Origin of the sequence: Streptomyces inusitatus, assembly GCF_014651115.1 — a bacterium.
Taxonomy (GTDB): domain Bacteria; phylum Actinomycetota; class Actinomycetes; order Streptomycetales; family Streptomycetaceae; genus Streptomyces; species Streptomyces amakusaensis.
In genome coordinates this window covers 12,747-38,525 of sequence record NZ_BMWG01000015.1, presented here as the reverse complement: position 1 = coordinate 38,525, position 25,779 = coordinate 12,747, and the positions used below count along the sequence as shown (strand labels likewise).

32 protein-coding genes and 1 riboswitch are annotated in these 25,779 nt (G+C 71.2%); of the genes, 26 read left to right on the top strand and 6 right to left on the bottom strand.

The window, feature by feature from the left end; genetic code table 11:
• Positions 1–78: 78 nt before the first annotated feature.
• Together IE247_RS34795 and IE247_RS21730 are read right to left on the bottom strand one after the other, a co-directional pair.
• Positions 79–204, bottom strand: coding sequence for a hypothetical protein (locus IE247_RS34795; protein WP_268247228.1), 126 nt, complete (start codon positions 202–204; stop codon positions 79–81).
• A 29-nt stretch (positions 205–233) separates the two neighbouring features.
• Complete coding sequence (locus tag IE247_RS21730; RefSeq protein WP_190124895.1) at positions 234–1,178, bottom strand: glucosyl-3-phosphoglycerate synthase; 945 nt, start codon at positions 1,176–1,178, stop codon at positions 234–236.
• 144 nt (positions 1,179–1,322) lie between these two features.
• A riboswitch (SAM riboswitch) is annotated at positions 1,323–1,471 on the top strand.
• A gap of 16 nt (positions 1,472–1,487) precedes the next feature.
• Here IE247_RS21730 and thrC point away from each other — a divergent pair.
• The 8 genes from thrC (at position 1,488) to IE247_RS21690 (ending at position 10,885) form a co-directional block, all read left to right on the top strand.
• Positions 1,488–2,777, top strand: coding sequence for a threonine synthase (thrC, locus tag IE247_RS21725; RefSeq protein WP_190124894.1), 1,290 nt, complete (start codon positions 1,488–1,490; stop codon positions 2,775–2,777).
• Positions 2,778–2,797: 20 nt separating this feature from the next.
• Entirely contained in the window at positions 2,798–3,073 is a 276-nt protein-coding gene (locus tag IE247_RS21720) for a MoaD/ThiS family protein (RefSeq protein ID WP_190124893.1), read from the top strand.
• A gap of 457 nt (positions 3,074–3,530) precedes the next feature.
• Positions 3,531–3,734: a cold-shock protein gene (locus IE247_RS21715; RefSeq protein WP_005315736.1), complete on the top strand. Its 204-nt coding sequence runs from the start codon at positions 3,531–3,533 to the stop codon at positions 3,732–3,734.
• A 394-nt stretch (positions 3,735–4,128) separates the two neighbouring features.
• Positions 4,129–5,754 carry a chaperonin GroEL gene (gene groL / locus IE247_RS21710; RefSeq protein ID WP_190124892.1) on the top strand — a complete coding sequence of 542 codons (1,626 nt, stop codon included), beginning with the start codon at positions 4,129–4,131 and terminating at the stop codon, positions 5,752–5,754.
• 521 nt (positions 5,755–6,275) lie between these two features.
• Entirely contained in the window at positions 6,276–7,847 is a 1,572-nt protein-coding gene (locus IE247_RS21705) for an alpha/beta hydrolase (RefSeq protein WP_190124891.1), read from the top strand.
• Positions 7,848–7,986: 139 nt separating this feature from the next.
• Positions 7,987–8,484: a hypothetical protein gene (locus tag IE247_RS21700; protein WP_190124890.1), complete on the top strand. Its 498-nt coding sequence runs from the start codon at positions 7,987–7,989 to the stop codon at positions 8,482–8,484.
• A gap of 109 nt (positions 8,485–8,593) precedes the next feature.
• The gene (locus tag IE247_RS21695; RefSeq protein ID WP_190124889.1) at positions 8,594–9,811 is read left to right on the top strand and encodes an NAD(P)-binding protein; all 1,218 of its coding nucleotides are present in this window, start codon (positions 8,594–8,596) and stop codon (positions 9,809–9,811) included.
• 66 nt (positions 9,812–9,877) lie between these two features.
• Complete coding sequence (locus IE247_RS21690) at positions 9,878–10,885, top strand: zinc-binding dehydrogenase (protein WP_190124888.1); 1,008 nt, start codon at positions 9,878–9,880, stop codon at positions 10,883–10,885.
• On the opposite strand, the gene IE247_RS21685 is transcribed toward IE247_RS21690, so the two are convergent.
• Both IE247_RS21685 and IE247_RS21680 read right to left on the bottom strand, forming a co-directional pair.
• Positions 10,882–11,382 (bottom strand): GNAT family N-acetyltransferase, encoded by a 501-nt coding sequence (locus tag IE247_RS21685; RefSeq protein ID WP_190124887.1) that lies wholly within the window; start codon positions 11,380–11,382, stop codon positions 10,882–10,884. The genes IE247_RS21690 and IE247_RS21685 overlap by 4 nt on opposite strands.
• A 98-nt stretch (positions 11,383–11,480) precedes the next feature.
• Entirely contained in the window at positions 11,481–12,365 is an 885-nt protein-coding gene (locus IE247_RS21680; protein WP_190124886.1) for an aminoglycoside phosphotransferase family protein, read from the bottom strand.
• Positions 12,366–12,446: 81 nt separating this feature from the next.
• On the opposite strand from IE247_RS21680, the gene IE247_RS21675 reads away from it, so the two are divergent.
• Both IE247_RS21675 and IE247_RS21670 read left to right on the top strand, forming a co-directional pair.
• Positions 12,447–13,745: an SLC13 family permease gene (locus IE247_RS21675; RefSeq protein ID WP_373305599.1), complete on the top strand. Its 1,299-nt coding sequence runs from the start codon at positions 12,447–12,449 to the stop codon at positions 13,743–13,745.
• A 1-nt stretch (position 13,746) separates the two neighbouring features.
• A complete protein-coding gene (locus tag IE247_RS21670; protein ID WP_190124885.1) occupies positions 13,747–14,232 on the top strand; it encodes a universal stress protein in 486 nt (161 codons plus the stop codon).
• Between the two features lie 172 nt (positions 14,233–14,404).
• On the opposite strand, the gene IE247_RS21665 is transcribed toward IE247_RS21670, so the two are convergent.
• Together IE247_RS21665 and IE247_RS21660 are read right to left on the bottom strand one after the other, a co-directional pair.
• Positions 14,405–15,094 (bottom strand): HAD family hydrolase, encoded by a 690-nt coding sequence (locus IE247_RS21665; RefSeq protein WP_190124884.1) that lies wholly within the window; start codon positions 15,092–15,094, stop codon positions 14,405–14,407.
• 2 nt (positions 15,095–15,096) lie between these two features.
• The gene (locus IE247_RS21660; protein WP_190124883.1) at positions 15,097–15,945 is read right to left on the bottom strand and encodes a GntR family transcriptional regulator; all 849 of its coding nucleotides are present in this window, start codon (positions 15,943–15,945) and stop codon (positions 15,097–15,099) included.
• Positions 15,946–16,624: 679 nt separating this feature from the next.
• Here IE247_RS21660 and IE247_RS21655 point away from each other — a divergent pair.
• The 16 genes from IE247_RS21655 to IE247_RS21580 all read left to right on the top strand — a co-directional run bounded on the left by IE247_RS21655 (position 16,625) and on the right by IE247_RS21580 (position 25,716).
• Positions 16,625–16,807 (top strand): hypothetical protein, encoded by a 183-nt coding sequence (locus IE247_RS21655; RefSeq protein ID WP_190124882.1) that lies wholly within the window; start codon positions 16,625–16,627, stop codon positions 16,805–16,807.
• Positions 16,808–16,909: 102 nt separating this feature from the next.
• Positions 16,910–17,086: a hypothetical protein gene (locus IE247_RS21650; protein WP_190125018.1), complete on the top strand. Its 177-nt coding sequence runs from the start codon at positions 16,910–16,912 to the stop codon at positions 17,084–17,086.
• 121 nt (positions 17,087–17,207) lie between these two features.
• Positions 17,208–17,378, top strand: coding sequence for a hypothetical protein (locus IE247_RS21645; RefSeq protein ID WP_190124881.1), 171 nt, complete (start codon positions 17,208–17,210; stop codon positions 17,376–17,378).
• A 90-nt stretch (positions 17,379–17,468) separates the two neighbouring features.
• The gene (locus IE247_RS21640; protein WP_190124880.1) at positions 17,469–17,750 is read left to right on the top strand and encodes a DUF6284 family protein; all 282 of its coding nucleotides are present in this window, start codon (positions 17,469–17,471) and stop codon (positions 17,748–17,750) included.
• Positions 17,747–18,214, top strand: a complete 468-nt coding sequence (locus tag IE247_RS21635; RefSeq protein ID WP_190124879.1) for a Pycsar system effector family protein — start codon at positions 17,747–17,749, stop codon at positions 18,212–18,214. The genes IE247_RS21640 and IE247_RS21635 overlap by 4 nt, the downstream gene beginning before the upstream one ends.
• A 56-nt stretch (positions 18,215–18,270) precedes the next feature.
• The gene (locus IE247_RS21630) at positions 18,271–18,810 is read left to right on the top strand and encodes a hypothetical protein (RefSeq protein WP_229869261.1); all 540 of its coding nucleotides are present in this window, start codon (positions 18,271–18,273) and stop codon (positions 18,808–18,810) included.
• The gene (locus IE247_RS21625; RefSeq protein WP_190124877.1) at positions 18,807–20,114 is read left to right on the top strand and encodes a hypothetical protein; all 1,308 of its coding nucleotides are present in this window, start codon (positions 18,807–18,809) and stop codon (positions 20,112–20,114) included. Before IE247_RS21630 ends, IE247_RS21625 begins: the two co-directional genes overlap by 4 nt.
• A 152-nt stretch (positions 20,115–20,266) precedes the next feature.
• Entirely contained in the window at positions 20,267–20,968 is a 702-nt protein-coding gene (locus tag IE247_RS21620) for a DNA cytosine methyltransferase (RefSeq protein ID WP_190124876.1), read from the top strand.
• A complete protein-coding gene (locus IE247_RS21615) occupies positions 20,968–21,354 on the top strand; it encodes an RRQRL motif-containing zinc-binding protein (RefSeq protein WP_190124875.1) in 387 nt (128 codons plus the stop codon). Before IE247_RS21620 ends, IE247_RS21615 begins: the two co-directional genes overlap by 1 nt.
• 254 nt (positions 21,355–21,608) lie before the next feature.
• Positions 21,609–22,067 carry an NUDIX domain-containing protein gene (locus IE247_RS21610; RefSeq protein WP_229869275.1) on the top strand — a complete coding sequence of 153 codons (459 nt, stop codon included), beginning with the start codon at positions 21,609–21,611 and terminating at the stop codon, positions 22,065–22,067.
• A gap of 10 nt (positions 22,068–22,077) precedes the next feature.
• Entirely contained in the window at positions 22,078–22,458 is a 381-nt protein-coding gene (locus IE247_RS21605; protein WP_190124873.1) for a DUF6251 family protein, read from the top strand.
• A 22-nt stretch (positions 22,459–22,480) separates the two neighbouring features.
• Entirely contained in the window at positions 22,481–22,693 is a 213-nt protein-coding gene (locus IE247_RS21600) for a hypothetical protein (RefSeq protein WP_190124872.1), read from the top strand.
• A 90-nt stretch (positions 22,694–22,783) separates the two neighbouring features.
• Positions 22,784–22,954: a hypothetical protein gene (locus IE247_RS21595; protein ID WP_190124871.1), complete on the top strand. Its 171-nt coding sequence runs from the start codon at positions 22,784–22,786 to the stop codon at positions 22,952–22,954.
• 50 nt (positions 22,955–23,004) lie between these two features.
• Complete coding sequence (locus IE247_RS21590) at positions 23,005–23,199, top strand: hypothetical protein (protein WP_190124870.1); 195 nt, start codon at positions 23,005–23,007, stop codon at positions 23,197–23,199.
• Positions 23,200–23,278: 79 nt separating this feature from the next.
• The gene (locus IE247_RS21585) at positions 23,279–23,515 is read left to right on the top strand and encodes a DUF6257 family protein (protein ID WP_229869260.1); all 237 of its coding nucleotides are present in this window, start codon (positions 23,279–23,281) and stop codon (positions 23,513–23,515) included.
• 86 nt (positions 23,516–23,601) lie between these two features.
• The gene (locus IE247_RS21580; RefSeq protein WP_190124869.1) at positions 23,602–25,716 is read left to right on the top strand and encodes a cell division protein FtsK; all 2,115 of its coding nucleotides are present in this window, start codon (positions 23,602–23,604) and stop codon (positions 25,714–25,716) included.
• Positions 25,717–25,779 lie beyond the last annotated feature (63 nt).

Below are 25,779 nucleotides of genomic sequence, written 5' to 3'. Positions count from 1 at the left end.
CCGGTGGTGCGGGGCCGGTGGCCCTCCCGTGGAGAGTCCCGCCGACGGGATCCGCCTGCCCGCCGCGCCCGGCACCGGTCAGTCGCCCCGGCGGCCGCGCCCGGCGGCGAGGGCGACGGCCGCGGCGGCGGCGAGGCTGAGGACGAGTCCGCCGAGCAGCCAGAGCCGCTCGGCCGACATCAGGACATGACGGGCGAAGTTCATACATAGGATGTTCGACCGGCGGGCGGGGCTCAGGCCGCCCGACGCGCCGCGTACTCGCGGATCTCCCGCATCGGGGGCCGCTCCTCGGTGTCCACCGGGTGGGTCCGCGGGACAAAACCGTCCGCGCCGCGCTCGAACTGGGTCAGCGACGGCCGTACCAGCTGGCCGCGCTCCAGTCTGAGCTGGGCGGTGCGGTAGATCGCCGCGGCCATCCGGCCGAGGGCCCGGGCGTCCTGGTGGCGGTGTTTGCGGGAGCCCACGTCGACCTGGGCGAGGGCGTCCAGGCCCACCGCGCGCAGGGCGTCGACCAGCAGGCCCAGCTCGACCCCGTACCCGACCGGGAAGGGCAGCGCCTCCAGGAGGGAGCGGCGGGCCGCGTACTCGCCGCCCAGCGGCTGGACGAAGCCGGCCAGCCGGGGCCAGTGCAGATTGAGCAGCGGGCGGGCCACCAGCTCGGTGACCCGGCCGCCCTGCCCCGGGGCGTCGTCCAGCGGGCGGTCGTACATCGCCTTGACGAAGTCGATCCCCGGGTCGGTGAGCAGCGGCCCGACGATCCCGGAGACGAAGTCGGCGGAGAAGTCCCGAAGATCGGCGTCGACGAAGCACACGATGTCACCGCCGGTCACCATCAGCGACCGCCACAGCACCTCGCCCTTGCCGGGCAGCGCCGGCAGCCGGGGCAGGATCGCGTCCCGGTGCACCACCCGCGCCCCGGCGGCGGCCGCGATCGCGGCGGTGCGGTCGGTGGAGCCGGAGTCGATCACCACCAGTTCGTCGACGAGCGGGGCGGTCTCCATCAGCTCCCTGCGGATCACGGTGACGATGTCCCCGACGGTCGCCTCCTCGTTGAGCGCGGGCAGCACGACGCTGACCGTCGCCGAGGTCGCTCGCTTGGCCGCCAGCAGCCGGTGCAGCGGCCGGTCGGCGGCCTTCCAGGTCCGCCCGGTCAGCCAGTGCTCCACTTCATCGAGCACGTGTACCCACTCCCCACAGCAGCCCTGTGACGCATCTCGCGGTGCGGACGACTATCTCAACCGTCCATGCCTTCGGTTACAGTCTTGAACAACGCGGACGCCCGTCGCATGTCGGGGTCGTTCCCGCGTTACACAATCGAATACCGCTCATCCAGAGGGGCAGAGGGATACGGCCCGTTGAAGCCCCGGCAACCCTCCAGCCGGTCTCAGTCGCTGTTCAGCGCATGAGGCTCCCGGCTCGGGAAGGTGCCAAATCCGTCTCATGGCGAGCCTCGCCATGGGAAAGATGAGGAGAAAGGGCCTCCCTCCATGGCTGTGCAGACCGTCGCAACCACCCCCGTCACCCCTGTCGATCTCGGACCGGCCGCAGCGCTGTCGTGTCGCGAGTGCGGTGAGCGTTTCGAACTGGGCCCGATCTTCGCCTGTTCCTCCTGTTTCGGCCCCCTGGAAGTCGCCTACGACCTCCCCGCCGAAGACCCCGAGGCGCTGCGCGCCCGGATCGAGGCCGGCCCGGAGAACATCTGGCGCTACGCCCCGCTGCTGCCCGTCCCCGCGGACGTGGCCGGCAAGCCGAATCTGAACCCCGGTTTCACCAAGCTGGTCAAGGCCGACAACCTCGCCCGTGAACTGGGCGTCACCGGCGGCCTGTTCGTCAAGGACGACTCCGGCAACCCGACCCACTCCTTCAAGGACCGGGTCGTCGCGATCGCCGTCGAGGCCGCCCGCGCCTTCGGTTTCACCACCCTCTCCTGCTCCTCCACCGGCAATCTGGCCGGCGCGGTCGGCGCGGCCGCCGCGCGGGCGGGCTTCCGCTCCTGCGTGTTCATCCCGCACGACCTGGAGCAGGGCAAGGTCGTCATGGCCGCGGTCTACGGCGGTGAGCTGGTCGGCATCGAGGGCAATTACGACGATGTGAATCGTTTCTGCTCCGAGCTGATCGGCGACCCGCTCGGCGAGGGCTGGGGCTTCGTCAACGTCAACCTGCGCCCGTACTACGGCGAGGGTTCCAAGACGCTCGCGTACGAGATCTGCGAGCAGCTCGGCTGGCGGCTGCCCGATCAGATCGTGATCCCGATCGCCTCCGGCTCTCAGCTCACCAAGATCGACAAGGGGCTCCAGGAGCTGATCAAGCTGGGCCTGGTCGAGGACCGGCCGTACAAGATCTTCGGGGCCCAGGCCGAGGGCTGCTCGCCGGTCTCGGCGGCCTTCAAGGCCGGACACGACGTGGTGCGCCCGGTGAAGCCGGACACCATCGCCAAGTCTCTGGCGATCGGCAACCCGGCCGACGGGCCGTACGTCCTGGACATCGCCCGCCGCACCGGCGGAGCGGTCGAGGACGTCACCGACGCGGAGATCGTGGACTCGATCAAGCTGCTGGCCCGTACCGAGGGCATCTTCGCGGAGACCGCCGGCGGGGTGACCGTGGGTGTGACCCGCAAGCTGCTCGAAGCCGGTCTGCTCGACCCGGCGCTGACCACGGTCGTCCTCAACACCGGCGACGGTCTCAAGACCCTGGACGCGGTCGCCCCGACCAGCGGCCCCACCGCGACCATCCGCCCCAGCCTGGACGCGTTCCGCGACGCCGGCCTGGCCCACTGAAACCCCTGGGAGAGCTGAAAATGAGCGTCAACGTACGAATCCCCACCATTCTGCGCACCTACACCGGCGGCCAGGCCGAGGTGGCGGCCGAGGGCGCCACCCTCTCCGAGGTGATCGCGGACCTGGAGCGCAAGCACTCGGGGATCGCCGCGCGCGTCCTGGACGAGAGCGGCAAGCTGCGCCGGTTCGTGAATGTGTACGTCAATGACGACGACGTCCGTTTTGAACAGGGTCTCGACACCGTGACGCCGGACGGCGCCGGAATCTCGATCATTCCGGCGGTCGCCGGAGGCTGATCCCCGGGGTCCCTCCCGGACCCGCCCCGCGCCACACCGGTTGCCCTCTCCGTCGAAATAAACGGAGGGGGCAATTCCGCAGGATTGAAGGCGCTACAGTTGGGGAATGTCCCGCGGCCGGCCGCGCTTCTCGGCATACGAGAATGCGCCCCCGCGCGATAAGAAGCAGCCAATGTGTGCGATTGATTTGCCGCTTAAGTCTTCTTTGCCGGGCCCGACTTGCCCCACAACCTTGTGAATTCAGGCTAATTCGCCGATCCGCCGTGCCCGGATTTCTCGTCCGATTGACCTGTTGCAGAGGGCAGTTGGGCCGATACATTCAGCCGCGGTCGACGCGTTCCGGCGCACATCCGCAGAGTCTCCCTCCGCACCTGGAGGACGGCTCACGGCGGGTGAGATCTGACCCGGGTCCGCGAGGTGCGGTCCTGCGCAAGGGCCAGTAATAGGGGAGTTAGGCATGGCTCAGGGCACCGTCAAGTGGTTCAACGCGGAGAAGGGGTATGGCTTCATCGCGGTCGACGGTGGTGCGGATGTATTCGTCCACTACAGCGCGATCCAGATGGACGGATACCGCACCCTGGAGGAGGGTCAGCGAGTCGAGTTCGAAATCTCGCAGGGACAGAAGGGTCCGCAGGCGGACATGGTGAAGCTCGCGGTCTGATTCCGCGATCCGAGCCAGACCTGCGACACCTGCGACGCGATCGGCCACCGACGCGTTCACGCGTGTGGGGTCCGCATCCCCGGAAACGGGGTGCGGACCCCACACGCGTGTACGGGCGGGCCCGCGTGCCCCGGGGGCCTTGCGCGGCCCGGGCCGGGGGCGGCTCCGGGGTCCTCCCCGGGGGGCCGGTTCTCCCGAAGGCGCTTGCACTCGGCAGGGGCGAGTGCTAATCATTGGCGTTAGCACTCTCCTAGTGAGAGTGACAGAACATGGACCGAGCAGGTGAGGTCCGCAGGCCTGTGGGGCAGAGAACCACACGGCGCGCGGACCGTCCGTCGCGGGCGCCGACGCGGTCCGGCCAGAGCTTCCCACCAGTCCGTGGAGGACACTTCACATGGCAAAGATCATCGCGTTCGACGAGGAGGCGCGGCGCGGCCTTGAGCGCGGTATGAACCAGCTCGCCGACGCCGTCAAGGTCACCCTCGGTCCCAAGGGCCGCAACGTCGTCCTTGAGAAGAAGTGGGGCGCGCCCACGATCACCAACGATGGTGTTTCCATCGCCAAGGAGATCGAGCTCGAAGACCCGTACGAGAAGATCGGCGCCGAGCTGGTCAAGGAAGTCGCCAAGAAGACGGACGACGTCGCCGGCGACGGAACCACCACCGCGACCGTTCTCGCCCAGGCGCTCGTCCGCGAGGGCCTGCGCAACGTGGCGGCCGGCGCCAACCCGATGGCCCTCAAGCGCGGCATCGAGAAGGCCGTCGAGGCCGTCTCCGGCGCCCTGCTGGAGCAGGCCAAGGACGTGGAGACCAAGGAGCAGATCGCCTCCACCGCCTCCATCTCCGCCGCCGACACCCAGATCGGCGAGCTCATCGCCGAGGCGATGGACAAGGTCGGCAAGGAAGGCGTCATCACGGTCGAGGAGTCCCAGACCTTCGGTCTGGAGCTGGAGCTCACCGAGGGCATGCGCTTCGACAAGGGCTACATCTCGGCGTACTTCGCCACCGACATGGAGCGTATGGAGGCGTCCCTGGACGACCCGTACATCCTGATCGTGAACTCCAAGGTCGGCAACGTGAAGGACCTCCTTCCGCTGCTGGAGAAGGTCATGCAGTCGGGCAAGCCCCTGCTGATCATCGCCGAGGACGTCGAGGGCGAGGCTCTGTCGACGCTGGTCGTGAACAAGATCCGCGGCACCTTCAAGTCCGTCGCCGTCAAGGCCCCGGGCTTCGGCGACCGCCGCAAGGCCATGCTGAACGACATCGCCATCCTCACGGGCGGCACGGTCATCTCCGAGGAGGTCGGCCTCAAGCTGGAGAACGCCGGTCTCGACCTGCTGGGCCGCGCCCGCAAGGTCGTCATCACCAAGGACGAGACGACCATCGTCGACGGCTCCGGTGACAGCGACCAGGTCGCCGGCCGGGTCAACCAGATCCGCGCCGAGATCGAGAACTCCGACTCGGACTACGACCGCGAGAAGCTCCAGGAGCGCCTCGCGAAGCTGGCCGGCGGCGTGGCCGTCATCAAGGCCGGCGCCGCGACCGAGGTCGAGCTCAAGGAGCGCAAGCACCGCATCGAGGACGCCGTTCGCAACGCGAAGGCGGCCGTCGAGGAGGGCATCGTCGCCGGCGGCGGCGTGGCCCTGATCCAGGCTTCCTCGGTCTTCGAGAAGCTGGACCTCGAAGGCGACGAGGCGACCGGCGCCAACGCCGTGCGTCTCGCCCTGGAGGCCCCGCTGAAGCAGATCGCCGTCAACGGCGGTCTTGAGGGCGGCGTCATCGTCGAGAAGGTGCGCAACCTGCCCATCGGTCACGGTCTGAACGCCGCGACCGGCGAGTACGTCGACATGATCGCCGAGGGCATCATCGACCCCGCGAAGGTGACCCGCTCTGCTCTGCAGAACGCGGCCTCCATCGCGGCGCTGTTCCTGACCACCGAGGCCGTCATCGCCGACAAGCCGGAGAAGGCCGCCGCGGGCGGCGCTCCGGGCGGCATGCCGGGCGGTGACATGGACTTCTGATCCCTCGTCGGATCAGCTGCTCCAGCAGTGCGAAGGGCGGCACCCCTCTCCCAGGGGGTGCCGCCCTTCGGCGTGCGTGCGGGCGGGCGTTCTCGCGGGCGGGCGCTACCCCCGATCCCGGCGGATACTCCCCGGGCCGCCGGACCGGCCCCCTTCAGGTGAATGATCACGCCGGGGGCTGTCGCGAGGGCGGGCCGCTCCCGCACCATCGACAAGCGCCACCGCACCGCAGCACCGCGACACACCGCAGCACCGCGACACCGCAGCACACCGTGACACCGTGACACCGCGGCCCCTTGACCAGCCGCCGTCACCCGAACGCTCCCCGGTACAGCCGACCCGGGGAGCGTTCGCCGTTTCCGGCCCGGGGCGAACGGCGTCCCCTACCCCGGGCGAAGGATTCCCCCGCCGCGCCTCCACCCAGAGACGTAGACAAGACTGTCCCGACGGGGGATTCCCCCGGGCCGGGGACACGACAGGGTTCACCCCTGAGCCCACAACTGCCTTTAAGGAAACACTTCATGCAGAGACGACGACTCGTTCCCGTGCTGGCGGTGAGCGTCATGGCGACGCTGGCCCCCGCGGTCGCCACCACCGCGAACGCCGCCCCGACACCGGCGAGTCCGCTGGCCAAGCTCGCCCAGCAGAAGCCCTCGTGGAAGCGGTGCGCCCCCGATCTCCCGGCCGCCTTCCAGTGCGCCACGATCAAGGCGCCGCTCAGCTACGCCAATCCCGGCGGCAAGAAGATAGACGTGGCGATATCCCGCTACAAGACGAGCGTGAAGGGCAAGCGCCACGGTGTGCTGCTCTCCAACCCCGGCGGCCCGGGCGGCGACGGCATCACGCTCCCGCTTGAGCTGAAGGGGGCGCTGCCCAAGTCCGTGCAGGAGCGGTACGACCTCATCGGGTTCTCCCCGCGCGGCATCGGCCAGTCCTCCGCGATCAGCTGCGGGCTCTCCGACAGCGACGCCAACTGGCCGCGCCCGTACAAGGCCAAGACCTTCGCCAAGGACGTCAGCTGGGCCAAGGGCGTCGCCGACAAGTGCCGCAAGAAGGCCGGCGACAAGCTGTCGCACATCACCACGCGCAACACTGCTCGTGACATGGACCTGATCCGCACGGTCCTCGGCGAGAAGAAGATCTCGTACCTGGGCTACTCCTACGGCACCTACCTCGGCGCCGTCTACACCCAGATGTTCCCGAAGCAGACCGACCGCTTCATCCTGGACAGCGCCGTCGACCCCAAGCTCGCCTGGCGCGGCATGATCCAGGTGTGGGCGGAGGGCGTCGAGCCCGCGTTCCAGCGGTGGTCGAAGTGGACGGCTGAGCGCGACTCGGTCTACAAGCTCGGCAACTCCTCCGCGAAGGTCGGCAAGACCTTCTGGGACCTGATCGCGCAGGCCGACCGCAAGCCGATCGTGATCGAGGGCGAGCCGTACACCGGCGACGACATCCGCCAGATCATGCGGGCCGAGTTCTTCGACGTCCGCAGCGCCGCCGCGATCGTGGTGGAGCTGAAGAAGGCCGCCGCCGGCAAGAAGGCCTCCGGCCGTCTCCTCCCGGCCCAGGAGACCCCGAGCCCCGCCTTCCGGAAGCCCGTGGCGCCCGACAACGGCGAGTCGGTCTTCTGGACCGTCGCCTGCGGCGACAACTCCGCGGCCTGGTCGCGCGATACCGAGCAGTACCGCAAGGACGCGGTCCGGGACAAGGCGCGCTACCCGCTGTACGGCGACTTCGCGTCCAACATCAAGCCGTGCGCGTTCTGGAACAAGTCCGCCGAGGCCGCGACCAAGGTCGACAACAAGGTCGCCTCGCTGATCCTCCAGAACGAGTGGGACTCGCAGACCCCGCTCTCCACCGGTGTGGGCCTGCGCAAGGCGCTGCGCGGAGCCAAGATGGTGACCGTCAAGAACGGTGAGGGCCACGGGGTCTATCTGTTCGGCGGGAACGCCTGCGCGGACAAGGCCGGCACTGCCTACCTGACCACCGGGAAGCTCCCGGCCAAGGACACCACCTGCACCGCGGCCGTCCCCCGCAAGTCGGCGACCACCACGCCGTCCTCCCCGCTCATCCAGGACGCCATCCGCTTCTGAGACGGGGCACGGGCCCCTGAGGCCCCCCCGGGGCGGCTGTTCGCACCCCGGCGGGACTCTCCGTACCGCCCCCCCGGGCCGGACTCTCCGCGAGCCCCGGGGGCGGGACGGCGGGCGCGGGCGTGGCACCATCAAGACCGTGCTCGATATCGGCTACTCCCTCTCCCCCCGCTTCCCGGACCCCCCGCAGACCGACTACCGGCAGGTGGACACCGCCTCCCTCCGCCACGACCTCTTCTGCGGCGACGTCTATCTCGCGGACACCAAGGCCGACCGCGAAGTGTCCACAGCCTGGGGATGGGTCCCCGTCCTCGACTTCGCGTGGGCCCTGTGCGACATCGTCGAGCGCCTCGACCGCGACCCGCGCGGCAGCCGCTCCGCCACCCCCCAATTCGCCGAGCTGGACTTCACCGAGTCCGCCGACCGGATGATCTTCGAGCGGCGCTTCGGCTGGGTGGACGTGGCCGCCGACTGGATGCGGAGCGACGAGCCGCCCCTCACCTTCAACCACGGCGAGCTGCGCCGCGAGGCCCGCGACTTCCTCCAGGACGTGATCGCGGATCTCACCGACATGCACGAGGGCCTCGCCGACAATCCCGTCATCTGGGATCTTCAGGCGCGCTTCCCCCGGATCTGACCGCCCCCTCCCTCGGCCCTCCGGGCCGCGGCGATGTCACAATCGCGCCCCGCCGCCCGTCCCCTTTCCGAGAGCCCCCACGGCCCTCCGAGGAAGAGGAAGGGCAGTCATGCACCGCATCACCATCGTCGGCGGCGGCTTCGCCGGACTCACCGCGGCCATCGCCGCGGCCGAAACCGTCGGCGCGACCACCGGCGGGACCACCGGCGGAGCCCGTGTCACGCTGTACGAGTCCCACCACACCCTGGGCGGGCGCGCCCGCACCGACGACGGCCCGTACCGCACCAATGAAGGACCGCACGCCCTCTACAGCGGCGGCCCGCACTGGGGATGGCTCAGGCGGCGCGGACTGATCGGGCCGCTCGCCGCGATCCCACCGCTCGAAGGGGCCCGGTTCCGCTTCCGGTCCGGCGGGGCGCTGCGCAGGGTCCCGCCGCTCGCCCTGTACCGGCTGGCGCGGCGGGCTCCGGAGTCCGCCCCGGTCGACGAGGACTTCCTCACCTGGGCCACCGGCCAGGTCGGCGAGACGGGCGCACGGGCCGCCGCCCACTACATCGGCGTGGCCCTCTTCCACCACGATCCCGGATCGCTCTCCGCCGCCTTCGTCCAGGAGCGGCTGCGGCGCGCCACCGCCCTCCCGCCGGAGGCCCGCTACCCGCGCGGCGGCTGGGGCCAGATCATCGACCGGATGACCGGCCGCGCCCTGGACCTCGGCGTACGCGTCGAGACCGGGTCACGGGTGGACGCCCTGCCCGAGCGCGACGGGCCGGTGATCGTCGCGACCTCGCTGGACGCGGCCCGGGGCCTGCTCAAGGACGACTCGCTGCGGTGGGAGAGCGGCCGCACCACCCTGATCGACCTGGCGCTGCGCAGCAGCCGGAAGGACGCGTTCGTCGTCTCCGACCTGGACGCCCCCGGCTGGCTGGAGCGCTTCACCGCCCAGGACCGCACCCTGGCCCCGGCCGGCCGCTCCCTGGTCCAGGGCCAGCTGCCGATCGCCCCCGGCGAGTCGAAGGCCGACGGCGTGGCCCACGCCGAGGCCCTGCTCGATCTGGGCTTCCCCGGCTGGCGCGAGCGCTCCGTCTGGCGGCGCGAAGCCCTCTCCCAGGGGCGTACCGGAGCGCTGGACCGGCCGGGCCTCAGCTGGCGGGACCGGCCCGCGATCGACCGGGGCGACGGGGTGTATCTCGTGGGCGACCAGGTCGCGGCGCCCGGAGTGCTCTGCGAGGTCTCGTTCACCAGCGCGCTCAACGCGGTGTCGCTCATCGCCCGGCGCTCCGGTACCGCCCCGGGGCCGAACAACCTCCTTGACCTCAAGCCTTCTTGAGGTTGAACAGTTGTTCTCGCAGCCGAGACAGCGAAACACCGAGCACCGCACTCAGGGGAGTCCGTCATGCGCGCCATCCGCCTCCACTCCTTCGGCCCCGCCGAGAACCTCGTCCTCGACGAGATCGAGAACCCGGTGCCCGGCCCCGGCCAGGTCCGTGTCGCGGTCGCCGCGTCGGGCGTCCACCTCCTGGACACCACCCTGCGCCAGGGCCTGCCCGGCCCCTACACCGAGCCGATCAGCCTGCCGACCGTCCCGGGCCGCGAGGTCGCCGGCGTGGTCGACGCGCTCGGCGAGGGCACCGACCCCGGCTGGCTCGGCAAGATGGCCGTCGCCCACCTCGGGATGGTCCCCGGCGGATACGCCGAATTCGCCGTCACCGACGCCGCCCGGCTGCACGAGGTCCCCGACCGGCTCGACCCCGCCGAGGCCGTCGCGATGATCGGCACCGGGCGGACCACCCTCGGCATCCTCGGCCTCGCCGAACTGCGCGAGAACGACATCGCGATCATCCCGGCCGCCGCCGGGGGCATCGGCTCCCTGCTCGTCCAGTACGTCAAGAACATCGGGGCCACCGCCATCGGCCTCGCGGGCGGAGCCGCCAAGGTCGCCGGCGTCCTGGCCAACGGCGCGGACATGGCCGTCGACTACCAGCAGCCCGACTGGGACCAGCAGGTCCGCGACCACCTCGGCGAGCGGCGCGCCACCGTCGTCTTCGACTCCGTCGGCGGCACGATCGGCCGCGCCGCCGTCGATCTGCTCGCCAAGGGCGGCAAGCACCTCGTCTTCGGCTGGACCGGGGAGAAGGATCTGCACGACGGATCGCCGCTCGCCTTCACCGAGGAGGAGCTGGCCGAACGCGGCATCACCTCCGAGATCGTCCTCGGCCCGGCCATGCTGGAGAAGGCCGGCGGCCTCCGCGCCCTGGAGGAGCGCGCCCTCGCGGAGGCCGCCACCGGCCGGCTGCGCCCGGTCGTCCAGCGCTTCCCCCTCGCCGACGCCGCCCGCGCCCACCGGGCACTGGAGACCCGCGGCACCGTCGGCAAGGTCGTGCTGATCCCCCGTATGCCCTAGGCCGTGCCTTCCTGGGCCCGGACGTCCTGGGACCCCAGCGCGGTGAGCGCCTCGTCGGTCAGCCGGTACACCGTCCACTCGTCCTGCGGCCGCGCGCCGAGCGAGCGGTAGAAGTCGATCGACGGGGTGTTCCAGTCCAGGACCGACCATTCGAGCCGCTCGTAGCCGCGCTCCACGCAGATCCGCGCCAGCTCGGTCAGGAGCGCCTTGCCGTGCCCGCCGCCGCGCCGCTCGGGGCGGACGTACAGATCCTCCAGATAGATCCCGTGCACCCCGCGCCAGGTGGAGAAGTGCAGGAACCAGAGCGCGAATCCGACGGGCTCGCCGTCGTCACCCTCCGCGATATGGGCGAAGGCGGCGGGCCGCTCGCCGAAGAGCGCCTCGCGCAGCTGCTCCTCCGTCGCGTGGACCTCGTCCAAGGCCTTCTCGTACTCGGCGAGTTCACGGACCATGCGGTGAATCGCGGGGACATCCTGGGGTACGGCTGTACGAATCATGAGGTCAGGATGGATGACGGCCGATCCGGTACGCCACCTCGATTCACCTTCTGGACGGTCCTGGAGGGTCCGGGGCCCTCCGGTACGGCCAGGGCCCCTCAGCCGCGTCCCAGCAGTGCCCGGGCGATCTCCGCCCACTCCTCGTCCAGCTCTTCGTCACCCTCCGAAAGCCCCCACAGGCTGTTCTGGAGGATCCGCCCGAGCGTCCACGCCCCGGCCCGCTCCCGGTCCAGCCCCAGCCTCTCCGTCAGCAGATCGAACCGCCAGAGCGTCTCGGCCGGGTCGTAGCGGTTGGTGAGGGCGGGCAGCAGCTCGAAGCCCGGGTCCCCGGCGAGAGGCTTGGGGTCGATGGCGAGCCAGGGCTCCCGCTCGGCGGCCAGGATGTTGTCGTAGTGGAGATCCCAGTGGAGCAGCCGGTCCCCCGGCTCCGCCGCGACCTCCCGTACCGCCGCCGCGCAGTCCAGCAGCAGCCGCCTCCCGTCCGCGTCGGCCAGCCCCCGCACCGCCGTCGGCGTCTCGTCGAGCAGCCTGCCCGCGATGTCGCCGAGTCGCCGCAGCCCCTGCGGCGCGGGCCGCTCGGTGAGCCTTGCCAGCAGCCCTGCGAGGATCCGTACCGCCTCCCGCGTCTCCACCGCCGACAGATGGCGGCGGAAGTCCAGCCGCTCCAGCAGCAGGGTGCCGGTCTCCCGGTCGTGGTCCAGCAGCCGGGCGGCCCCGTCCCCGTCCCAGGCCAGCAGCGCCTCCGCCTCCCCGGCGGTCTCCTCGTCCAGCGCCTGGAGCTTCAGCACGGCGGGCGTGCCGTCCTCCCGCCGTACCGGCAGCACCAGCGCGCACATCCCGTGCATCGGCGCACCGTCCGGCCGCAGCTCCCAGCCTTCAAGGAAGCGGGCGGTCCGCTCGGGCAGCGCGGCGACGAAGGCGCGGCCCGCCGCGCCGCCGTGCTCGTGCTGACTGGCCGCGAGAGCGTCCGGGACCTCGATCATGCCGCCGATGGTACGTACGCCGTTGTCTTCCGTACACGCGTTCCGTCTGTGCGCGCCGCGGCGGCGGGATGATGAAGGAGCATTCCCGGCCGTACGGAGCGCCTTACAGGAGGGCCCGCCCTGAACACCCCCTATGTGGAGACGCTCTCCGTCGTCCTGCTGTTCGCGACCCTGGCCTGCGCGGTCGTACGCCCCTGGGGGTGGCCGGAGGCGGTCGTCGCCGTTCCGGCGGCGGTGGTGGCCGTCGCGGCGGGAGCCATCTCGCCCCAGGACGCGGCCGCGGAGGCGGAGCATCTGGCTCCGGTGGTCGGTTTCCTGGCCGCGATCCTGGTGCTGGCTCAGCTCTGCGACGACGAGGGGCTGTTCCGCGCCTGCGGGGCGTGGATGGCCCGGGCGGCCCGGCGCCGGCCGGGCTCCCTGCTGGCGTATGTGTTCGCGGCGGCGTCCTCGATCACCGCCGTGCTGAGTCTGGACGCGACGGTCGTCCTGCTGACCCCGGTGGTCTTCGCGACCGCGGCCCGCCTCGGAGCCCGGCCCCTGCCCCATGTGTACGCCTGCACCCATCTGTCGAACACGGCCTCGCTGCTGCTTCCGGTCTCGAATCTGACCAATCTGCTGGCGTTCGCCGCGAGCGGGCTGAGCTTCACCCGGTTCGCCGCGCTGATGGCGCTGCCGTGGCTGGTGGCGATCGCGGTGGAGTACCTCGTCTTCCGCCGCTTCTTCGCCGTCGATCTGGCGGCCGGCTTCCGCGCCCGGGCGGACGACCCGGAGCCGGTCGCGGTCCCGGTGTTCGCGCTGGTGACCGTGGTCTGCACACTGGCCGGATTCATCGCCGCCTCGGCCCTGGGCATCGAGCCCGTCTGGGCGGCGGCGGCCGGTGCGGCGGCGCTCGCGATCCGCGCCCTGGCCCGGCGGCGCACCACCCCCGCCGCTCTGGTGCGCTCCGCCGCCGTGCCCTTCCTCGCCTTCGTACTCGCCCTGGGCATCGTGGTGCGCGCCGTGGTCGACAACGGGCTCGGCGACGCGCTGGGCCCGCTGGTCCCCGAAGGAACCGGCCTGCCGGCGCTGCTCGGCCTCGCCTTCCTCGCCGCCGTCCTGGCGAATCTGATCAACAATCTGCCCGCCGTGCTGGTACTGCTGCCGCTGACCGCGCCCCTGGGCCCCGGGGCGGTCCTGGCGGTGCTGCTGGGGGCGAACATCGGCCCCAACCTCACCTACGCGGGCTCGCTGGCCACCCTGCTGTGGCGGCGGATCGTGCACGCCCACGACACGGAGGTGGATCTCGGGAAGTTCACCCGGCTCGGTCTGCTCACCGTGCCTGCCACGCTGCTGCTCTCCGTCGTGGCACTGTGGATCTCGCTGAGCGTCGTCGGAGGCTGAAGTGACCGTCATCGCCTGGATCGTGGAAGGCACCTGGCCCGCGTGCGTCGACGCGGCCCGTACCCACGCGCCCGACGGCGCGGACATCGTCCTGCTGCATGTCACCGACCCGGAGGCGATGAACGCCGCCCGGGGCTCCTACGCCGGACTCCTCGGCCGCGCCCGCCCCGACCGCGACCCCGCCGTCCCCGTCGGGACCCTGGCCTCGGCCGCCGCCGACCGTCTGCTCGCCGACGCCGCCGCCCGCCTGGGCCGCCCCGCCACCCGGCTCCACCGCACCGGCCGCCCCGAACACGAGGTGACCTCCACCGCCGGGCCCACCGACCTCCTCGTCCTCACCCGCGACGGCGCCCCCACCCGCCCCGGCCCTCACAGCCTCGGCCCCGCCACCCGCTTCGTCGTCGACCACGCCCCGTGCCCCGTCCTGCTGGTCTGGCCCGAAGCCCCGCTCCCAGAACGGGAAAAGCCAGGTCACGGAATGCCGTGACCTGGCCTTTCAGCGGAGCCCCCTGTCGGATTCGAACCGACGACCTACGCATTACAAGTTGTCCGATCTTGTTCCGGGCGTGTCCATGGGTGTCCGGCAGGCGACGGGCGTCGCTGGTCAGAAGGGATGCCGGATACCCGTGGACGGCCGTGGATCGTTGTGGAACGGCCCGCTACTGAGCCCACAAGTGAGACCACTCTCCCGCGTCAAGAACCGCCTGAGCGAGGTCCGTCATCGAGGTGGTCACCGCGACCGCCCCGGCTGCGCGGAGCTTCTGATCCTTGTGAGGCTTGTTCGCGTACCCGATCGTGCCTACGCCCGCCGCCTTCCCTGCCTCTACGTCGCGGACCGCATCGCCGATGAACACACACTCGGAGGGGCCGGACTCGGCCGCCGCCATGGCGTCCGCCAGGAGGCGTGCTGACGGCTTCATGGATGTGGGGTCACCGGGGACGCGGCCGAAGACGCCGGCCACCGTCAGCCCGTGAGCTGCCAGATACGTCCGGATGGCGGCCCCCGAGTTGTTGCTCACAATCCATACCGGGCGAGCGGTCGCCGCGCAGGCGTCCAGGAATTCCCGCCCGCCCGGGGTCGGAGCCGCTGAGCCCGCAGCACTCGTCTCCAACTGCGTGAGCCGAGTGTCGGCAGGCTCAACGAGAGCTGGGTGAGTATCCGCGACGGCCCGCAGCAGAGCCAACGGATCGTCCGTGCCCCATGACTCGGGTGCCTCGATTCCGTCCTTGGTCAGGTAGTCGTGGAGATCCCGGGCTATGTCCGGCGCCGGGGCCCCCGCGAACAACGAGCAAACCGGGCCGTCGAAGTCCAACAACACGTGCCGTCGCACAGCGTCGGAGAGTCCCATGATCACGCCTTCCGCTCGTATGCGATCGAACTCCAAACACTGTTGAACCATCGCTGCGCCTGTTCCACGTGCTGGGACCCGATGGACGCTTCGTCCGGCCCGGCGGAGTGATGGAACAGGGTCGTGTCCTTGCCAGTCACGTCGTAGAACGTGTGCTCCGTTCCTTCGACAGCCATGGTCCGCTCCCTGAGGGGATAGAAGCCGAAGAACGTCTCTCGCCCGTTCAAGATGTAGAGCTTGAACAGGCTGGATGCCTTGTGTACGCGTACGTCGACCGTCGCGGACTTCACGAGGCCGTACTCGGCCAGCACCTCTACGGAGTGCTTGATGCCGCCAGCAGCGGTAACGCCGATGCCGCCAGCACGACGGCGCAACACCTCCTCGTCCCGCAGGCCGTCCACAGTCACGGGGACCGCCATGGGTTCGGTCGTGTCAGGCAGGAGTAGACGAACCGCGACGGACTCGGGCACCAACCGCCCGGCCCGGATCTTGTCTAGGGGCTCCTGCAACGCGTTGTGCAGCGTTTCGCTGCTGAATCCGGCGAAGTCAATGGTCACATGCGGCTGCCCAAACGCAGCCTCCAGGTGAGGGCGCAGGCCGGTCGGACGCTCTGTCCGATCACGCACAAAGGACCCGCTTCCCTGGCGAGTGACGATCAGGCCCTCGTTCCTCAGGAGATCGAGGGCCTTGTCCACCGTGTTCCGCGCCACGCCGTACCTACGTGCGAGTTCCGTTCCTGAGGGGAGCTTGTCACCCGGAGTGAAGCCTTCTTTTCGGGTGAGGATCGCGGCTCGCAGCGCGCTGCTGACCTGCTGATACGGGGGGCGCGGGTCGTCCGGGTCAAGGCTCATGAATCCATGCTAGGGCACATGCCCAAGAAGCCAAGGTTGCCCATCCCTCTTGACCTGCTTAAGCAGGTTGCCTATGTTGAGCGTATCGCCACCGCAGCAACGAGGCGGAGGTGAACGGCCCTTCTTTGGGCTGCTCGGCACTACCAGGAGCCCCGCTTAGTCGGTCGGGGGGAGGGTCCCGGATCCCTTGTCAATCCGGAGGGCTTAGACCGAAAGGTCACGTCTCCATACGCCTGAAACGGGAGCTCGTGTTCCCGAAGGAGACCGCACAGCATCACTCATTCCCTCGATCTTGGGGGCTCTATGTACAGGCGACATCTGCGGGCGCTGCTGGGGCTGGACCGGTCCTGGTGGTGATGCCCGCCGTGTCATCGCATGACTGCCGCGTGAGGCGGTGCCTGCCGGAATGGCGGCACTGCTGGCGCGGCCGGTTGCCTCCTCCGCCCGTCCGGCCCGCTTCACGCAGGGCTGTACGGGCGGGGCTGAGGGGAGCCGGTTTCGGTTCCGCATATGGGTGCGGACCCCAGGGAGGCAACCCCGGGGCCCGCGTACAGGCACCTGAGTGGAGGTCACCTGTGGTGACGAGTTTGACAGAAGCTGAGCGGGCCGCGCTGGCGAAGAAGCTGACTGACGTCAACAAGCGGACTCAGGACGCCGCGCGTGTTCGGGGTGGCCGCTGATGGCCGCGCCAATGTTCGCGTTCGAGGAGGAGCACCGGGCCGAGGGGCTGGCCGTGCGTGCTGCTGAGATCACCGCCGATCCGGGTCACCCGTCGGCGGGATCGCTGCCGCTCTACCAGGCCGCCGCCCGCGCCGCTTTCGAGGCGTCGGCCGCGCACACCGACCAGCCCCACCGCTCCTGACGCACCGCCCGGCCGGGGACAGCCCCGGCCGACGGTTGCCTCCCCCACCCGACGCCCCGGCGCGGACGGGTGGGGTCGCGGGGAGCCGGAGAGCCCGGTGACGTGAAGGAGCGCCTCATGTTCGGCAAGAAGTCGCAGCAGACCACCACCCCCTCCGACCTGACCAGCCCGAAGGAGGTCAGGAAGAGCCAGAAGGTCTACGACCGGATCGTGTCCGGCGAGTGCAAGGACGTCGTCGCCGAGCTGAACGCGACGCACGGCCGTGGCAAGCGCCGCTGACACCCGACCAACCCCCATCCCGCGTTTCTGCGGGCCGGTTGCCTCCTCCACCCGTACGCCTGGCGCGGACGGGTGGGGCCGAGGGGAGCCGGACAGTCCGCTCCAGGACGGGAGTACTCGCATGGCTATCAACCTTCGCGGCATGACCCTGGGCTTCTCCAACGGCGAGGTGACGCCGCCGCCGGTTCACCCGGACGTCGAGAGCGTGACCCTCGCCCCCGGCGAGAGCGTCACGTTCCAGGGCCCGAACGGCGAGACCACCACCATCACCAACGACCGCGACAAGGACTGACACACCCGCTCAACGGCGCGGCCCCGGAGGTGCAACTCCGGGGCCGCTGTCGGGCCGCACCACCCCCATCTGACAGAGAGAAGACGACCCATGGGCATTGTCCCTGATTGGGCTTTCGCCGCGTCGGCGAAGGCGTTCGAGCCGTGGCTTGAGCCCACGGATGCGGAGCTGGACGCGATCGAGCTGGAGATGCCCGCCGTCATGGCGGACGTCGATCTCCTCGACACGCAGATCGCCGTGCTCGACCGGCCGTTCGGCGAGCTGGACGCGAAGCGGATCCGCCGGGCCCGCCGGCGGGTGTTCGCGGCGCTGCTGACCCTGGCCAACCCCACCACCGCCGCCCCGGCGCAGATGCCGGAGGTGGGAGCGTGAACACCCCCGACTCCTCCGGGCTGATGGCCGCGCACGCCGAGGTGAAGGCGGAGATCGCCCGCACCGACACGAAGACCGGTTTGCTCCTGGCGTTCATCGGCGCTGTGATCGCCGTGGTCGGCACCCTCGCCAAGGACGTCCACCCCCACATCCCCACCGCCGCCTACATGGTCGGCGGGATCGGGGTGGCGGTGCTGATCGGAGCGGCCGGGATGCTGCTGCGGGCCGTCCGCCCCAACCTCGGCGGCCGGGCCCCGGTGGGGTTCCCGCGCTGGGCGACGCTCACCCCGGACGAGATCCGCGCCGAGCTGGCGCAGGACCGGCGGGCCGAGCACATCGCCGCCCTCTCCCGTATCGCCGTGGCGAAGTACGTCCGGCTCCGCCGGGCGGTCGATCTCACGTGCGTCGGCGGGGTGCTGCTGATCGCCGCCGCCGTGATCACCGTGGTGGGGAGTGTGGCATGACGGCCATCGTTCCGCCCCGCGCCGTCTTGGTCGATCACAGGGGGGAGCCGCTACCCATGTCCTCGTCGCTGCTTGGTTACGAGGCGGCCCGGCTCGGGATGGCGTTCCACGAGGCCGGTCACGCGGTCCTCTCCATGGCCTACGGCTTCCGTGTCGTCTCCAGCGAGATCGACGCCCGGGAGCCCGAGCCGGGCCGCTGGGACCTCGGCGGCGTGACCATGATCTCCGTGCGGGACGGCAACCCCTGGGCATTCGCCGCCCAGGCCGCCGCCGGCACGCTGGCCGAGGTCCGCTACCTCATGGCCTACGGCCTGTGGACGCCGGCGCGGGCCGCCGCCTGCGACGCGGACCACGACCGTCGGCACGCCGTCGACGTCGTCGCCCTGGCCGGTCTGCCGCTCGCCTGCGGCCACGTCCCGCCGGGCGGGAAATCCTGGGCCCAGGTCCGGGGCATGGCACTGCGGAAGCTCGGCCACCTGTGGCGGGAGGTCCGCACCGTGGCCCACGCCCTGGACGAGGCGGGCACGGTCACCGGCGAGCAGATCGCCGCTCTGACCGGCCTCGCGCACACCCCCCGGGCAGGGGCGGAGTCATGAGCGCGCCGGTCGATCTGCGGTCGGAGCGCCGGGCGGACCGGGTCGCTGAAGCTGAGCAGCGGCGGTTGGACGCGGCTGCCGCTGAGGAGCGCCGTGCGGTTGCCCGGCGGGAGGAGGACGAGCGAGCCGGGCGGCTGAAGGCGCGGCGGCGGGCCGATCGGGTGAGTGCCCGTGCGGCCCGTGCCGAGCGTCGGGCGGTTCGGGCCGGGCGGCTGACTCCGGAGTACGTCTACCGCCGGGGCACGCTGGCGCTGGTGGTCGCGTCCGGGCTCGGATCGCTCCCCGCCCAGGTCATGCATTTCGTGGCCATCAGTCCGATGCTGCTGCCTCTCCCGTTCGGTTTGGAGGGGGCGGCGTGGGTGATGGCGGCCGGGGTCGCCTACGCGGACGCGCGTCATCTGCCCGCGTGGGTGCGGTGGCTGCTGCGGGCACTGGTCGCCCTGTTCGCGGGGTTCGCCGCCTGGATCAACTACGGCTACGGCCTCAGCCTGGCCAGCGGTGACGACGCGCTGAGCGAGGTGGCGGCCCGCACGGTCGGGCTGGGCCTGGCCGCTGTCACCCTCCTCGGCCCGCTGGTCTTCGAGATCCGGCAATGGGTCTCCACCCTCGCGGCCGACAGCGACGACCACGACGCCCATGAGCGCCGTCGGCACGACCGGACCCGCCGCCGGCATCACCGCAAGGTCGGCCGACTGGCCGACCGACTCCAGTCGGCCGCCCCCTACGGAACGGTCGACGCGGACACCGCATGGGCCCATGCCTGGCGGATCCACACCGGCACCGACGAGCACGGCATGACACCCGATCTCCACCGCCGGGCCGTGAAGTCCGCCGCCGAACTCACCGCCGCCCGCACCCCCACCACAAAACACAAGAAAACGGCCCAGGTGACCGCAAAGGGGTCGGGGTCTGACCTGCAAAAGTCGGCCGACTCGCCCTTGGCCGTACTGCCGACTCCGGCGGTCGTGGAGTCGGCCGACCGCACACCCACGGTCGACCTGGTGAAGCCGACCGCCCCGGCCCGCGCGGCGGTGGCCGCCGCCGACCCGGACCGGCCCCGCCGCGTGAGCGGCAGGGTCCCCCGGTCGGCCCGCACCACCCGACCGGTCCGCACCCTGGACACCCTCCTCGCCGAGGCACGGGAGGCGACGGCCGACTGGTCCGACGACGAGCTGACCGCCGACAAGATCCGTCTCACGGTCCGCACATCGGCGGAACGGGCCCGGACCATTCGGGACACCCTCACCGCCGAACGCGCCAAGGCCGCCGCTGCCGGAGAGGCGTCCGGGGCGGTGGCATCGTGAGAGTGCCGGTTCAAGCTCTGGTGATCCCGCCGTGGGCACCGCACCGCCCACCCGGCCCCGAAGCGCCGCTCTTTCCGCCCTTTCCTCCGTACCGGCCGGGCGGCCGACGGCCCCGAGTGCTGGATCTGTTCTGCTGCTCGGGCGGTGCCGGTATGGGGTACTGGCGGGCGGGGTTCGACGTCTACGGCGTCGACATTCGCCCCCGGCCCCGGTATCCGTTCCCCTTCGCCAGGGCCGATGCGCTGGAAGCGTTCCACCAGTGCCAGGACTTCGACCTGGTGCACGCCTCCCCGCCCTGCCAGGCAGCCTGTGCACTGACCCGGGGCACCAACCGGGGCCGGACCTACGCCGACCTGATCCCCGAGCTGCGGGAGATCTGCGCCTGGTACTCGGTCCCGTACGTGATCGAGAACGTCCCCGGAGCCAAGATCCGCAAGGACGTCCGGCTGTGCGGGGAGATGTTCGGGCTCGGCGTCATCCGGCACAGGGACTTCGAGATCGGATGGCTCGGAGCACCCCCGCTGACCTCACCCGCGCACCGGCCGCACCGTGGGCCGGTGCGCGGGTGGCGACACGGCGTCTGGCGGGACGGCCCGTACATCGCCGCCTACGGCAAGGGCGGCGGCAAGGGCACCGTCGCCGAGATGCAGACCGCGATGGACATCACCTGGACCGACGTCCACGAAGAGCTGACCGAAGCCATCCCCCCGGCCTACACCGAGTGGATCGGCCAACGGTTCATCACCGTCGGCCAGTGGGGCGCGGACTTCGTGCCCGACCCGGCCGAACGCCTCGCCCGACTCGCCCGCCCGGCCCCGCACCCGATGCGGGGCGAGCTGGGAGTGGCGGCCTGATGAGCGTCCGGTTCTGGGACCCGGACGGCACCCGTCACGGCATCCCGACCTTCCCCTTCCGCATGGCCCCCGCCGGGTTGGCCACCCGCCGTCAGCTCCGCGCGTCGGGGCTGCGGCCGGGCGGGCAGGAGATCGCCGCGCAGGTCCTGTGGCTCTCCCGCCGCCACCAGCGCCCCGGCCGGTCCCCGGTCCGGGTCGCCTACCTCTACCGGATCGACCGCGCCCTCCCCGTCCGGCCCATGACCCCCGCCCGCACGGTGGCGCTGGCCGCCGCGATGCGAGCCCGCCGCACATGTCCGCAGTGCCGCCGCGATGTCGGCTACTGCATCCCCACCTCCCTCGGCACCTGCCCCACCTGCGCCGACAGCGTTCCCCGCGCGGCCTGAGCACGGAGTCGACTCCGGCCGGCACACGACCTGAAGAACAAGAGATGAGGAATCCCATGTTCGGACGCAAGAACACCAGCGAGACCAGCCAGGGCGCGAGTGCCCGTGAGCGGGTCAGCCGCCGTCTCCAGGCCACGGGACAGACCATCGCCGGTGACCGTGGCGGACGGATCGCCAACAGCGTCTCCGAGGCCATCGGGTGCGGCCGCGTCACTATCTGCACCGACCCCACCTGCGTCGACTGCGCCCCTGCGCTGCCCGACCCGAGTAGTGAGACCGAGACCTTCGAGACCATCCGCTACACCGCTGATGTGGTGGCGGTGACTCCTGACGGCCGGGTGCTTCTGATCGAGCGGGCCCATGAGCCGTACCGGGGTTCGTGGGCACTGCCCGGAGGCCACGTCGATCCGGGTGAGACCGCTGTTGAGGCGGCCGCACGGGAGCTGGCCGAGGAGACCCGTGTGCGCGTGGGACCTGAGGATCTGCGTCAGATCGGGGTCTGGGACCGGCCCGGCCGGGACCCGCGCGGCCGGTACGTCACCGTTGCGTACCTCGCCGTCGTTCCCGCCGGCACCACGGTCCTGGCGGGGGACGACGCCCGCGCCGCCCGCTGGTGGCCCCTGGAAGCCCTGCCTCTCCTGGCGTTCGACCACGCCGACATCCTCCGCAGCGCCGCTGTTCGGCACGGCGGACACCTGCGGCCGACGGCCTGACGGAGGACCCGTGGACCAGCTCCCCGCCCCGCGTACGGTCGTCCAACTCCCGGACGGCACCCACGCCTACATCGACCCCAACACCCTGCCCGCCGTGCCGCCGGCCGCCACGGGTGCTCAGCCGCAGGTGGTCCACATCCACCAGGCCCCGCCGGACCGGACGATGCAGCGGATCGCGCTCGGCTCCGGCATGGGCGCCGGAGTCGTGGCGGCCGGGGTCTACTTCGGCCCGCTGCTGGTCGGAGCCCTGACCGCGATCGCCGCCAACCTCGCGATCCTCGCGTTCCTCGCCGTGGCCATGGCCTGGGGCGTGGTCAGCGTCGTGAAGTCGGTCGGCGGCCCGGACGGCAAGGCCGCCGCCAAGAACATCAGCAAGGCCCGCAAGCGCTAACCACCCACTGAAAGGACCCGTCATGGGTTTGTTCAGCCGCAAGCAGCCCGCCCCTGGCCCGACCCCGGTTGTGCCGGTCGGTCCGTCGGCGGGGGAGATCGACGCCGCCGCCCGCGCGCTCGCCCAGGGCGACATGGCCCCGGCCGAGCGTCTCGCCGCCGGGGCCGGTGACCACGGGCAGGCGGTCGCCATGCAGATCCTGACCGCCTCGATCGACCACACCCCCCAGGACTGACAGGGACTGTCCGTTGCCTGTCCCCGCCCGGCCGCAGGTGGCCGGGCGGGGGCGGGGAGCCGGGACAGTCCCGGCCGGAGGGAGAGCGCTATGCCGTCCCACGTCCAGCCCGCCAGTCACAGCAAGTGGGTGGCCTGGGAGTTCGCGTGCACCTGCGGCCGGCGGGGCCGTCCCCGTGACACCCCGGCCGCCGCCGAGGCCGACCGCCAGGCTCACATCCGCCGCGAGCACCCGGGCCTCTGGCCCAGCCCCCGCCGCTGACCCGGGCCCGACCTGAGGATGCCGCTGCTGCGGCAGGAGGAGGTTTCGACATGACGTTCCGAGCCGGTGACCGGGTGCTGATCGTCTCCTGTGAGGACGACCCCCGCGCGGCGGGGCGCACGGGCCGGATCCTGGACGAGGTACCGCCCGGACCGCTGACCGGCGGCCGGTGGACGGTCGACCGGATCGGGTGGCTGATCGCCCCGGTCCTGTGCCACGCCCACGAGCTGAAGCCCAGCCGCTGACGGCTGCCTGTCCCTGCCCGGCCACTTGCGGCCGGGCAGGGGCGGGGAGCCGGGACAGCCCCGGCCGGAGGGAGCCACCGTGGACCACCGTCGTCGTTTCACCCCCGAGCCCCACCCCGACGAGCCCGCCCTCACCATCGCCGAGAAGACCAAGGTCGCCGTCCTGATCGCACGGATGGCCAAGCGCGGCCTCGCCGCCCAGAACAGTCCGACCGGTGACGTCCACCAGGCCGACCTGAAGCGCAAGGTCGAGCGGATCCTCGACGGTGCCCGCCGCCGCGAGAAGAGGGCCGCCGGCAAGACCGGCAGGAAGTAGCTGCACCCCGGGGCGGCCGACAGCCGCCAAGCACACCGGCCGCCCCGGGTCCACCCACCGCTCATCGAGCAGCAGGAGGTACCAGCATGACGGAGACCACCGTGCCGCGTCTGCGGCCGGTCCCCGCCAGCACCGTTCCGGAAAGCGACAGCGACAGCGGCCCGTCAGTCGTGTCTGTGGAGCAGGAGGCTGCTCCGGTGGTGCGGGTCGACAACCCGGCACTGCCCGAGCCGGGGGTACGGGCCGAGAAGCGCAAGCCCATCATGGCCGGGTGGCTCACGTCCCGGAAGGATTTCGTGGCGACCGCCCGGCACGCCGGTGCGAATGCCGGGTACAGCGTCCTGTTCCACGGGGTGCGGATCCCGGTCTACACGGCACGGCTGTCCCTGATGTCACCGCGGGGAGCGTGCCGGTTCGTGGCGTCGGTGAACCGGTGGGTGTGGGACCGGGAAGCCGCGCCGCTGCGGTCGATGGCGGTGCGCACGGAGGACGTCGAGGAGTACATGCGGCTGTCGCGACTGCGGGCCGGTCGTATCCGACTGCGGGGGCTGGTGACGCTGGTCGCCGCCGTGTTCGGCGTGGGGTTCGCCCTGTGGCTCTACGTCCTGGCCCCCGGCTACCTGTACGCGTTCGCGGCCGGCGGGGTGCTGCTGCTGGGGGCGGCCGGTCAGCAGCCGGACGCGCCCGTGGTCGGGCCCGCCGTGCTGAAGACCGAGGTCCAGAAGCTCACCGGAGCGATCGTGCTGCGGGGCCTGGACAGCATCGGCAACGCCCGGGTGTCCGCCGCGATCAAGAAGGGCGGGGACATGAACGGCATGCGGTTCGTCTCGGAGATCGTCCGCGACGGGCCCGGATACCGCGCCGATCTCGATCTCCCCTACGGCGTCACCCCGGAGGACATCATGGAGGCCCGCAAGCCCCTCGCGTCCGGTCTGCGGCGCAAGTCGGGGTGTGTGTGGCCGTCCCCGGACCCGGCGGAGCACGACGGACGCCTGGTGCTGTGGGTCGGGGACAAGCCGATGAACGAGACCACCAAACCCGCGTGGCCGCTGGCGAAGTCGGGGCAGGTGGATCTGTTCAGGCCGGTGGTGTTCGGCAACGACCAGCGCATGCGGGACGTCGCGGTCACGCTCATGTTCGCGTCCGTGGTCGTCGGCTCGATCCCTCGTATGGGCAAGACGTTCCTGATGCGGCTGTTCCTCCTGATCGCCGCCCTGGACCCGCGCGCCGAGCTGCACGCGTTCGACTTCAAGGGAACCGGCGACTTCGGCGCGCTGGAGCCGGTGTGCCACCGCTACCGGGCCGGGGAGGAGTCCGAGGACATCGCCTATGTCGTGGACGCCCTGCGGGAGCTGAAGGACGAACTCCGCCGCCGGGCGAAGGTCATCAAGTCCCTGCCGCGCTCCCGGTGCCCGGAGTCGAAGGTGACTCCGGAACTCGCGGGTGACAAGAGTCTGGGGCTGCATCCGATCGTGGCCGGGTTCGACGAGTGCCAGGTCCCCTTCGAGCACGAGGAGCACGGCAAGGAGATCGAGGCGATCTGCACCGACCTCGTCAAGCGCGGGCCCGCGCTGGGCATCGTGGCCCTGTTCGGGACCCAGCGCCCCGACGCCAAGAGTCTGCCCACCGGCATCTCCGCGAACGCCGTGCTCCGGTTCTGCCTGAAGGTCATGGGACAGCCCGCCAACGACATGGTCCTGGGCACCTCGATGTACAAGGCCGGGTACCGGGCCACCATGTTCTCCCGCTCCGAGCGGGGCATCTGCTGGATGGCCGGTGAGGGTGATGACCCCCGCATCGTCGCGTCCGCGTTCGTGGACGCCGTCGCCGCCGAACGGATCGCCGCCCGAGCCCGCGCCCTGCGCGAGGAGTACGGCAACGTCACCGGCCACGCCATCGGCCAAGGCCCCAAGGACAGCGACGGGCCGGACATCCTCGCCGACGTCCTCGACGTCATCGACCCCGGCGAGAAGGCCGTGTGGTGCGAGCGCATCGCCACCCGCCTCACCGCCCTGCGGCCCGCGACCTACGCCGGATGGAAGGGCGAGAACGTCACCGCCGCCCTCAAGCCGCACGGGATCAAGTCCGGACAGGTCTGGGGCCAGACCGACGACGGAGAGGGCAGGAACCGGCGCGGCGTCGACCGTACCGACATCGCCACCGCCATCACCCGCCGTAACAGCGACCGGGCCGCAGCCTGACCCATCACCGGTGCTAGACCTAGCACCCCCGCGCGCTAGGTCTAGCACCCCCGCTAGCACCCG